The sequence below is a fragment of the uncultured Anaerococcus sp. genome, assembly GCF_963510915.1.
In the GTDB taxonomy this organism is placed as follows: domain Bacteria; phylum Bacillota; class Clostridia; order Tissierellales; family Peptoniphilaceae; genus Anaerococcus.
The window spans coordinates 1-9,558 of the sequence record NZ_CAUPHG010000067.1 but is presented as its reverse complement, the minus strand read 5'-3'; the positions used below and the strand labels follow the sequence as shown (position 1 = coordinate 9,558).

At 34.3% G+C, this 9,558-nt stretch carries 10 protein-coding genes; 9 read left to right on the top strand and 1 reads right to left on the bottom strand.

The window, feature by feature from the left end; translation table 11 throughout:
* Positions 1 to 73: 73 nt before the first annotated feature.
* From RQ893_RS06540 to RQ893_RS06515, 6 genes are all read left to right on the top strand, one after another.
* Entirely contained in the window at positions 74 to 2,710 is a 2,637-nt protein-coding gene (locus RQ893_RS06540; protein WP_311482247.1) for a valine--tRNA ligase, read from the top strand.
* Entirely contained in the window at positions 2,710 to 3,444 is a 735-nt protein-coding gene (locus RQ893_RS06535; RefSeq protein ID WP_311482246.1) for a class I SAM-dependent methyltransferase, read from the top strand. Before RQ893_RS06540 ends, RQ893_RS06535 begins: the two co-directional genes overlap by 1 nt.
* Positions 3,441 to 3,641 (top strand): cold shock domain-containing protein, encoded by a 201-nt coding sequence (locus RQ893_RS06530; RefSeq protein WP_311482245.1) that lies wholly within the window; start codon positions 3,441 to 3,443, stop codon positions 3,639 to 3,641. Before RQ893_RS06535 ends, RQ893_RS06530 begins: the two co-directional genes overlap by 4 nt.
* Positions 3,642 to 3,769: 128 nt before the next feature.
* Positions 3,770 to 4,138 carry a zinc-ribbon domain-containing protein gene (locus RQ893_RS06525; RefSeq protein WP_311482244.1) on the top strand — a complete coding sequence of 123 codons (369 nt, stop codon included), beginning with the start codon at positions 3,770 to 3,772 and terminating at the stop codon, positions 4,136 to 4,138.
* Between the two features lie 157 nt (positions 4,139 to 4,295).
* Positions 4,296 to 5,702: an ATP-binding cassette domain-containing protein gene (locus RQ893_RS06520; RefSeq protein ID WP_311482243.1), complete on the top strand. Its 1,407-nt coding sequence runs from the start codon at positions 4,296 to 4,298 to the stop codon at positions 5,700 to 5,702.
* Positions 5,699 to 6,493 (top strand): ABC transporter permease, encoded by a 795-nt coding sequence (locus tag RQ893_RS06515; protein ID WP_311482242.1) that lies wholly within the window; start codon positions 5,699 to 5,701, stop codon positions 6,491 to 6,493. The genes RQ893_RS06520 and RQ893_RS06515 overlap by 4 nt, the downstream gene beginning before the upstream one ends.
* Before the next feature lie 22 nt (positions 6,494 to 6,515).
* Here RQ893_RS06515 and RQ893_RS06510 read toward each other — a convergent pair whose 3' ends face one another.
* Entirely contained in the window at positions 6,516 to 6,812 is a 297-nt protein-coding gene (locus RQ893_RS06510; protein ID WP_311482241.1) for a rhodanese-like domain-containing protein, read from the bottom strand.
* A 90-nt stretch (positions 6,813 to 6,902) separates the two neighbouring features.
* On the opposite strand from RQ893_RS06510, the gene pcp reads away from it, so the two are divergent.
* From pcp to RQ893_RS06495, 3 genes are all read left to right on the top strand, one after another.
* A complete protein-coding gene (gene pcp / locus RQ893_RS06505) occupies positions 6,903 to 7,547 on the top strand; it encodes a pyroglutamyl-peptidase I (RefSeq protein WP_311482240.1) in 645 nt (214 codons plus the stop codon).
* Positions 7,547 to 8,554 (top strand): alpha/beta fold hydrolase, encoded by a 1,008-nt coding sequence (locus tag RQ893_RS06500; RefSeq protein WP_311482239.1) that lies wholly within the window; start codon positions 7,547 to 7,549, stop codon positions 8,552 to 8,554. Before pcp ends, RQ893_RS06500 begins: the two co-directional genes overlap by 1 nt.
* Positions 8,555 to 8,717: 163 nt before the next feature.
* A partial coding sequence (locus RQ893_RS06495; RefSeq protein ID WP_311482238.1) for a hypothetical protein occupies positions 8,718 to 9,558 on the top strand: 841 nt, incomplete at its 3' end.

Here is a 9,558-nt window from a genome sequence, read left to right as displayed (position 1 = left end):
AAGAAATTTAGGTGGTAACGCGATAATTCGTCCTAGAATGCGTTGCCATTTTTTTTAATTGAGAGGAGAAAATATGGATACAAAATATAATCCACAGGATTTTGAGAAAAAAATCTATGAAAAATGGGAAGACGGTGGTTATTTTAAGGCAGGGGTAAATCCAGATAAAAAACCATTTACAATTGTAATGCCACCACCAAATGTAACAGGCCAACTCCACCTAGGCCACGCCCTTAATAATACTTTGCAAGATATAGTAATTAGGTATAAGAGACTTGCTGGCTTTGAAGCCCTTTGGATACCTGGCACTGACCATGCTTCTATATCTACAGAGGCAAAGGTAGTTGGTAAAATCGCTAAGGAAGGTAAGACTAAGGCAGATTTAGGCAGAGATGGTTTTCTTAAAGAAGCTTGGGATTGGACCCACGAATATGGTGGTACAATCAAAAGACAACTAAGGACTATTGGTGTTTCATGCGATTGGGACCACGACTCCTTTACAATGGATGAAAATTTAACTCGTGCTGTCAAAAGAGTTTTCAAGAAAATGTACGATGACGGTTTGATTTACAGGGGTAATAGGATTGTAAACTGGGATCCGATGGCAGAAACTGCTATTTCTGATGCAGAAGTCTACCACAAAGACCAAAAGGGCAAGCTTTGGTACATCAAATACCACTATGAAGATTCAGATGATTTTATAACTATAGCTACAACCCGTCCAGAGACCATGCTTGGAGACCTTGCTGTGGCAGTAAATCCAGAAGATACAAGATTTAAAGATAAGATTGGCAAAAATTTAATCCTCCCACTTGTAGGTAGGAAAATCCCTATAATTGCAGATTCTTATGTAGATATGGAATATGGTACTGGTTGTGTAAAAATCACCCCATCCCACGACCCTAACGACTTTGAAGTTGGAGCCCGCCATGATCTTGGCCAATGTGTTGTTTTAGACTCTAAGGCTCATATCGTAGAAGGCTACGGCAAATATTCTGGTATGGAAAGATATGAAGCAAGAAAGGCTATGCTAGCTCATCTTGAAGAGAAAGGTCTCCTTGTAAAAATTGAGGAAATCGACCACGCAGTTGGTTATTCTGAAAGAACTGACGTTGTAATCGAGCCACTAATTTCTAAGCAATGGTTTGTAAAGATGGACGAATTTGCCAAGATGTGTATAGATGCTTATAATTCTGGCGAATTAAAATTAATTCCGGATAATCTTTCAAAAACTTATATGAACTGGCTAGAGAATATCAGAGACTGGACTATTTCTCGTCAGCTATGGTGGGGCCACAGACTTCCAGTTTTCTATACAGAAGACGGGGAGATCATAGTTTCAGAAGACGAACCAGATGAAAACGGCATGCTCGAAGGCAAAAAAGTTACTCAGGAAGAAGATACTCTTGATACTTGGTTCTCATCAGCCCTTTGGCCTTTTGCAACTCTGGGTTGGCCAGAAGAAAACGAAGAATTTGATTATTTCTTCCCAACAGATATTCTAATTACAGGCTATGACATAATCTTTTTCTGGGTAATCAGAATGGTATTTGCTTCCCTTTATACAACTGGAAAAGTTCCATTCTCCCACGTTTTATTTACAGGTCTAATCAGAGATAGTCAAGGTAGAAAGATGAGTAAGTCACTTGGTAATGGTGTTGACCCAATAGATGTTGTTGACAAATACGGAGCAGATGCCCTAAGATTTACCTTGATAACAGGCAATTCTCCAGGAAATGACATGAGATATGATGAGGATAGGCTCCTTGCATCAAGAAACTTTGCCAATAAGTTGTGGAATGCATCAAGATTTGTCCTTATGAATATAGATGAGTCTGATGACTTAGACTTTGATGGCAAAAACTTGACACTAGAAGATAAGTGGATTCTCAAAAGACTTAACCAAGTTATAGAAGACGTATCTAAAAACCTTGATAAATACGAAATCGGTATGGCAGCAGACAGGATTGAGGACTTTATTTGGAATGAATACTGTGATTGGTATATAGAATTTGCTAAGATTAGACTTTATGGTGATGATGAAGAGGCAAAAGCTAATGTAAAAAAAGTTCTTCTTTATGTCCTAAAATCAATGCTAATAATCCTTCATCCATTTATGCCATTTATCACAGAGGAAATTTATTCTTCACTTCCAAATAAGAAAGACATGCTAATTGTAGAAGATTGGCCACAAATCAAGGAAGAATTTAACTTCATAGAAGAAGAGAAAAACGTAAATTCTGTAATTAAGGCAATAACTGCAATCAGAAACCAAAGAGCAAGTCTGAATGTTCCTGCAAAAACTAAGCAAAAGCTAACAATTGTTGCTGAAAATGACAAGAATAAAGACCTACTTGAACAAATCAAAGCTCAATTTGTAAACCTTGCAAGCGCAAGTGAGGTAGAAGTTTTAGAAAAGTTCCAAGCAAATATTTCTGATGACGGCCTTGTAAAATTAGTCTTTAACGAGTTTTCTGTTTATATGTCCCTAGACGAATTAATGGATTACGGCAAGGAAAGAGAACGTCTAAAAGGCGAGATTAAAAAAATCGAAGCTGAAATCAAAAGGGCAGAAGGCAAGCTTTCAAATAAGGGCTTTACAGATAAGGCTCCAGAAGCAGTTGTTAATAAAGAAAGAGAAAAATTAGCCGATTATAAGGATCTTCTAGAAAAAACCAAGGCAAGCCTTGAAGAAATAAAGGATAAGTAATGTACGGAGACTTTTCCTATATCTATGACAAACTAAGTTTTGATATAGACTACCCAATGTATGCCCAAAACATTAAGGACTTGGCAAAAGAATATAAAATAGGAAATGAGAATATGCTTGAGCTCGCTTGTGGCTCAGGCATGCTCACCCAGTATTTTTTCGATGACTTTGAGAGTATAGATGCCCTTGATATTTCAACAGATATGCTAAATTGTTTTGCAGAAAAATACGACAATGACAAGGTCAATCTCATCTATTATGATATGGTGGAATATGAGAAAAAAGATTTTTATGACCTTATTGTAATCCTTTTAGATAGTGTAAACTATGTCACAGATCCAGCTGACCTTGAAAAACTTTTTAGAAATTCCTATGACAACCTCAAGGACGATTCCCTTTTGGTTTTTGATATTAATTCAGAGATGAAAATGCGAGAGATATTTGGGTCAGAATGCTATGTTTACGAGCATGAGGATATTTTTTATACATGGGATAATTACCTAGAAGATGACCTAATCGATATGAATCTAAATTTCTTTGTGGAAAATCCAGATGGGACCTACGATCGAATTGAGGAATACCAACAAGAAAGAATTTACGGGATTGATTATGTAAAAACTTTGCTTGAAAAAATTGGTTTTATTGACATAAGGATTTTTGATGAGGATACCATGGGCGTAGTTAATGAAGAAACTTTAAGAGTCTTATTTTCAGTAAGAAAGGCGGCAAAATGAGTATAGGTGTAGTTAAATTTTTTGATAACAAAAAAGGTTTCGGCTTTATAAAATGGGGAGGAGAAGACCTCTTCGTTCACTTTTCGGATATTATTTCTGAAGAAGAATTTAAGAGGCTAGAAACCGGAGATAATGTGGAATTTGAAAAGATAGAAGCCCCAAGAGGCCCACAAGCAAAAAAAGTTAAGAAATTATAGTAGAAATTCCCTCGTTTTGAGGGATTTTTTTGTAAGTAAAAGGTCTATTTTATATTTAAAAAAGCAATATATTTAGTTGATTAACTTGCTATATTATGCTAGTATATAAGCAGAAGAAAGGAATAAGTATGGAATTTTTAGACGGAGTATTTACAAAGGTTAGCAAGGCTTCTTCTAAGGTCAGTGAGTCTGCTAAAACAAAATTAGAAGAAAATAAGCTTAAAAAAGAATACAAAATCCAAGAAGAGGAAATGAATCAAGCTTTGAGATTATTAGGCTGTGAGGTTTATGACAGGTTAGAGAAGGGGGAAGTTCTTCCAGATTTTAAAGAAGAGAGGGAGAAAATCAAAAATCTCTACGATAATCTCATCGACCTTAATAGCCAGATAAATATACTTACAAATGCTACAAGAAAATGCACAAGTTGTGGTGCAGTATATGATGCAAATTCAAATTTTTGCCCAGTTTGTGGCCATAAGAGAGAATTAGATGGATAAGTATTTGTTAAAAGAAAAGTGCCCTGGATGTTCCCATAAATTAAAATTGGGTTATAAATATTGTCCAAATTGTGGGGGTTTAGTCTCAAACGATGGGCCAAGGGTAAAAAGATCTCCCTATTTAGAAGATAGGGTAAAAAATAAAGAAGCCAGTCCAATGACAAAACCTTTTTTAGAGATTTATGATAATTTAAGCAAGAGTATTAATGCTGCTGATAAGATTTTAAATGAGAATATTTATCCTCTGGTATTTAAACTCAATGAAAACATTGATATATTAAAATTTGATAAGGAGATAAAATTAGAAGACGGTTCTATTTTGTCAAATGACTATAGGGGTTATTATATCAAGGCAAGACCTAAAGCAAAATTCTTCGTAAATAAGAAAATTCTAGATTCTGATGACAAATACTATCTTCACAACAATGATTTTATAGAGATAGATGGACTTTCCTTGATTTATACAATTTTAGACCAGGAAGATGTCAAATGGAATGAAGAAAAAATAGGTGAAAGCTTTTCCCTAGATCTTGATTTTTTAAATTTTGCCAATGGAAGACTCTTTATTAAGCCATCTTCTCATGGACTTTATTTGAATAATAGAAAGATTTACGAAGAGGCCTTATTTAATAATAACGACTTCCTTATAAATGACTCAAGGATGTTTATTTTAAAGGATGGCACCTTATATTATCAAAATGAATTAGAAGACTACCAGAAAAAATCTAAGGCCCTAGCAGCTGTAAATATTAGCAAAGATGATATATTGGATGTTGATATAAAAGAGAAGGTGGTAATAACAGAAAATGGGCCAAAAACACTTCTCAAAGACATAAAATTTTCTGCCAAGGCAGGTGATCTTATTTTAATTCTTGGTTCATCAGGAGCAGGCAAATCAACTCTCTTTAATGAATTTTTAAATCAAGATAATTCTAAGGCATCAATAAGTGTAGGCAATATAGACTTTTCTAAAAACTTTGACCTAGCAAAAAGAATGGTCTCAACTGTTCCTCAATTTGACTTATCTAGGGACAATGATACTGTCTTTATGACCCTTAAAAATGCTGGTGAATTGAAGCTACCAAGAGATTTTACAAAAGATGATGACCTCCTAAACCAATATGTCCTTGAAATCCTTGATATGATGAATTTAACCAACATAAAAGATTCCCTAGTAAAGGATTTATCTGGGGGAGAGAGAAAGAGGTTATCAATAGCTAGTGAATATATAGCATCACCGGTTGTATTTTTATTAGATGAACCAGATTCAGGGCTTGATGGCTATAATGCCAGGTCCATTATGACCAATCTAAGGACAATAGCAGATAAGGGGAAGATAATTATGGTCATATCTCACAGTCCTGATAGGACAGTAGAATTATTTGATAAAATTTTAGTCCTTGGGAAAAGTCAAAGTGAAAATTGCGGCAAATTAGCTTTTTATGGAAGTCCAAAGGAAGCTATGGAATTTTTCGATACAAAAAATATAGAAACAATTGTTGATAAGTTGCTTGAGGATACAGATTATTATATAGAAAAATTTAAAAGGGAGGGACAGGAATGAATTACCTATCTAAAAAAGAACAGATAAAAGTGTATTTTGGAAAATTAATTAGGGATTTTAAAAATAAGTCTAAGCTAGTAGTATTATTAGGTGCAATTACAACCCCACTTATAGTCAGGCTAATCACTGGTCCAGACAGTTTCCTTACCACCTCTTCTGATGCTGGAACAGCTATTTTTATCCTAGCTAGTGCCTGCCTCTGGCTTGGAATTTTTAATACTATTACTTCAATATGCAAGGAAAGAGATATTATTAAACACGAATACAGGGAGGGGCTTGACATTAAATCATACATAGCAAGCCATATGATTTTTGGGCTTTTAATAGTCCTAATAGAAGCCTTGATAATAACAATTCTACTAACAATTTTTTACAATAAAAATATTGACAACTATATGGTAGTGCCAGGTTTGTTTATTAGTTTTTTCCTTATTATTTATGCATCCAATGCACTTGGAATCCTAATTTCTGCCCTAGTTAAAAATACAGAAACAGCCATGACAGTAATGCCCTTTGTCCTCTTAATTCAATTGGTTTTGGCAGGCAATATCAAGCTTGAAAAACTATACCTTCAAGCTATATCATGCCTTATGATTAGTAAAAATGGCTATGATTCAATCTTAAGATTGACAGGTTTTACAGAAAGACCGGGATCATTTCCTGGTGTTGGGAAATTTATAGACTATAGCAATGTTAGCCATTTTATAGTTTGCTGGATAATTCTCATAGGCCTATCAGTCCTAAGTGGATACTTGGCAGGCTTAGTTTTAGAAAAAAATATCAACAAATAAAGGTCTTGCCTGGCAAGGCCTTTTATTTGATTAGGTCGTAGTCGTATAGTTCAACACCTGGCGCCATTTTTAAGTTTTTATAGCCAAGTTCAGCTAGCTTTTCTATAGCCATCCCAGACCTGCCATTGGTCCTGCAGTGGATTACAAGCTTTTCGTCCTTGGCAAGATCAAAGTCATTTTCCAAAATTTTATCTAGGGGAATATTTATGGAATTTTTGATATGGCCGTTTTTATATTCTTCCGCAGTTCTAACGTCTATAATTTTATAGGAAGGGTCAAGTTTTAATAAGTCTTCACCATTTATTTTTTTAATAGTCATCTTTACTCCTTTTTTTATCATTATACTATAAATATTTAATATTTTGTTTAGAAACTCATACTTTATGGTAAATAAATATAGAGGTGAATTATGAAAATACTAATTACAGGATTTGATGCCTTTGGTGGCGAAAAAATAAACCCGGCAAGTCTAATTTTAGATAAGCTTGGTGATGAAATTGATGGACACAAATTAGAAAAACTCTTCTTGCCAACAAAATTTGTGGGCACTGCGGATCTGCTCGAGAAAAAAATTAGAGGGGCAAGGCCAGATATAATTATTTCCCTTGGCCAAGCTGGTGGCAGGCCTGATATTACAGTAGAAAGGGTGGCTATAAATATAGCAGATGCTTCAATTGCAGATAATGATGGGAAGATGCCTATTGATGAAAAAATTAGGCGGGATGGTGAAAACGCTTATTTTTCAACTCTACCAATCAAGGCAATAGTTGAAAATCTAAGAGAAGAAAAAATTCCTGCATCGGTTTCAAACTCTGCTGGGACCTTTGTTTGCAATTTCATTATGTATAATGATTTGTATTTGGCAGAAAAATATAAAAACATATCAGCAGGTTTTATCCATGTTCCTTATTTGCCAGCCCAAGTTTTGAATAAGAGGGCAGCGGCTTCTATGAGTCTTGAAAATATGGTCAAGGCAGTAGAAATTATTATAAAAACTAGTGCTGAATATAAGGGAAGTGAAGATTTAAAAAAGGCTGAAGGGAGGATATGTTAATGCTAATTAAGTTAAATATTGGGATTTTAATTTTACTAATTCCACAAATTTATTATTTGATAAAGAATATTCGCTACAAGTCATTAAATATGACAAGCAAATATTTTAAAAGACAGACTGTTAGAAAAGAGGATTTTTATGAAGAAGTCTACCTTACAAATACCGATGGTTTTGATTCTTTTGTAAGAATCCTAAGCTGCGAAAATCCCAAAGCAATTGTTCAACTAATTCACGGTGTGGCAGAACATTCTGGAAATTATCTAGACTTTGCCAAATTTTTAAATAAAAATGGCTACATAGTTGTAATAGGAGATCATAGGGGACATGGCAAGAGTCTTTCAACTACCTATCCAAATGGCTATATGAAAAGAGCAGAAGAATTAATTGATGATCAAATCATGGTTGCAAAATACATGAAAGAATCATATCCAGGACTAAAATATTATATGCTAGGTCATTCTATGGGCTCAATGATAGCTAGGTTATTTTTAAGAAAAAACGACGACTTGCTAGATAAATTAATTATTACCGGAACTGTACCTGTAAATAAGGTGGCAGGACTTGGGTTTTTTTTCTTTAATGTAGCTAGTTTTTATTTTGGTGATAAGGCTGAAAGTAGGCTTATTGATGCAATAGTTGGTGCGAAGGGATTAGATTTTATTAGTTACAATCCACAAAACATTGAAGCAAAAGCAAACGACCCACTTAGGATATTCAAATTCAAAATTGCTTATTCCAAAACCCTTATAGAAATAAATAAGCTCTTGGGTCGAAAATCAACTTACAAATGCAAAAATCCTAACCTTGAAATCTATAATATGGTAGGTGAAGATGACATCATAACCAAGGGTAATGAGGGGATAAAAAATAGCCTAAATTTCCTAAAAGAAATCGGATATAAGCATATAAAATCAAAAATATATAAGGGAATGAAACACGAAATCCTAAATGAAAATAATAAAGAACTTGTCTATGATGATGTATTGAGCTTTCTAGATGGAGAATGAAAAAGGGATATGAAGCTTACGAGCTCTTGCATTTGATGATCCTTTTGGAAATCCTAACTAAATCATTATAAGTTATCTTTTTATTAAAAATAAATACTACATTACTTTGCTAAAAAAATAAAATATGTTACAATATAATTAATATATAATTAAAGGAGTTTTTATGAAAAAAATAAACAAAATTGTAGCCTTAACACTTCTAGCAAGCCTGTCAGCAAATGCTGTAGGACTTGTAAATCCAGCAAGCTCTAGCATTTCTTATGCTAGCACCAAGCTTGACTTAGGCATGTCAACAGACAGCCCAACAAGCCAAAGTATAACCATAAACCTAAAACAAGACCAGGAAACAAGAGACCGAGTTCTAGCAGCGATGAAGAAAATAAGATCAGAAATGTGGGATAAGAATGTTCCTTTTAGAATGGAAAATTCCAATCCTGACTGTCGATATATAAGAGATTTCTGGGGATCAAAGGAAGACTTTGTTAATAGTATTTATATGCTACCTGGATTAGAGTTGTTAGCCGTACAAAGATTATTTGATATTAGCCTTACTGGTTTTGATTTTAATAGACCAGATGGTTCTAATTTTAATGATCTGGTAACACCAAATGGTAGTAGGTCAAGTCGTGATGGACTAGCTCAAAGTGTTGGAACAATGAGTGTCGATGAGGCCTTTGATATATGGTCTTATCAAAAATTAAGTAATCTTGACGGTAAGAGTATGTACGATAAACTGCTTGAATCAAATGGTGTTATAACAGAAGAAAATTTTGTACTTCACTGCATCCTTAGTCCTTTGTACTCTGCTGTAGGTTTTGCATATACTGATACACCAGGGAAAAATTACGCTGTATTAGAGTTTGCTCCTGGCGAAAGCGGTAATGATGAAGTAAGAAACTTTGTAGGCGAATACACCATGGACTATGGCAAGCCAGCAAAAAAAGAACTGGACCCAGAAACAAAAGCAAGTTTAGAAAAAGCCATATATGAAAATAGGATACAAA

Bases quoted from the DNA above. Each gene is read 5' to 3' on its own strand.
- RQ893_RS06540 (WP_311482247.1), top strand. From the start codon at position 74: ATGGATACAAAATATAATCCACAGGATTTTGAGAAAAAAATCTATGAA.
- RQ893_RS06535 (WP_311482246.1), top strand. From the start codon at position 2,710: ATGTACGGAGACTTTTCCTATATCTATGACAAACTAAGTTTTGATATA.
- RQ893_RS06530 (WP_311482245.1), top strand. From the start codon at position 3,441: ATGAGTATAGGTGTAGTTAAATTTTTTGATAACAAAAAAGGTTTCGGC.
- RQ893_RS06525 (WP_311482244.1), top strand. From the start codon at position 3,770: ATGGAATTTTTAGACGGAGTATTTACAAAGGTTAGCAAGGCTTCTTCT.
- RQ893_RS06520 (WP_311482243.1), top strand. From the start codon at position 4,296: ATGACAAAACCTTTTTTAGAGATTTATGATAATTTAAGCAAGAGTATT.
- RQ893_RS06515 (WP_311482242.1), top strand. From the start codon at position 5,699: ATGAATTACCTATCTAAAAAAGAACAGATAAAAGTGTATTTTGGAAAA.
- RQ893_RS06510 (WP_311482241.1), bottom strand. From the start codon at position 6,812: ATGACTATTAAAAAAATAAATGGTGAAGACTTATTAAAACTTGACCCT.
- pcp (WP_311482240.1), top strand. From the start codon at position 6,903: ATGAAAATACTAATTACAGGATTTGATGCCTTTGGTGGCGAAAAAATA.
- RQ893_RS06500 (WP_311482239.1), top strand. From the start codon at position 7,547: ATGCTAATTAAGTTAAATATTGGGATTTTAATTTTACTAATTCCACAA.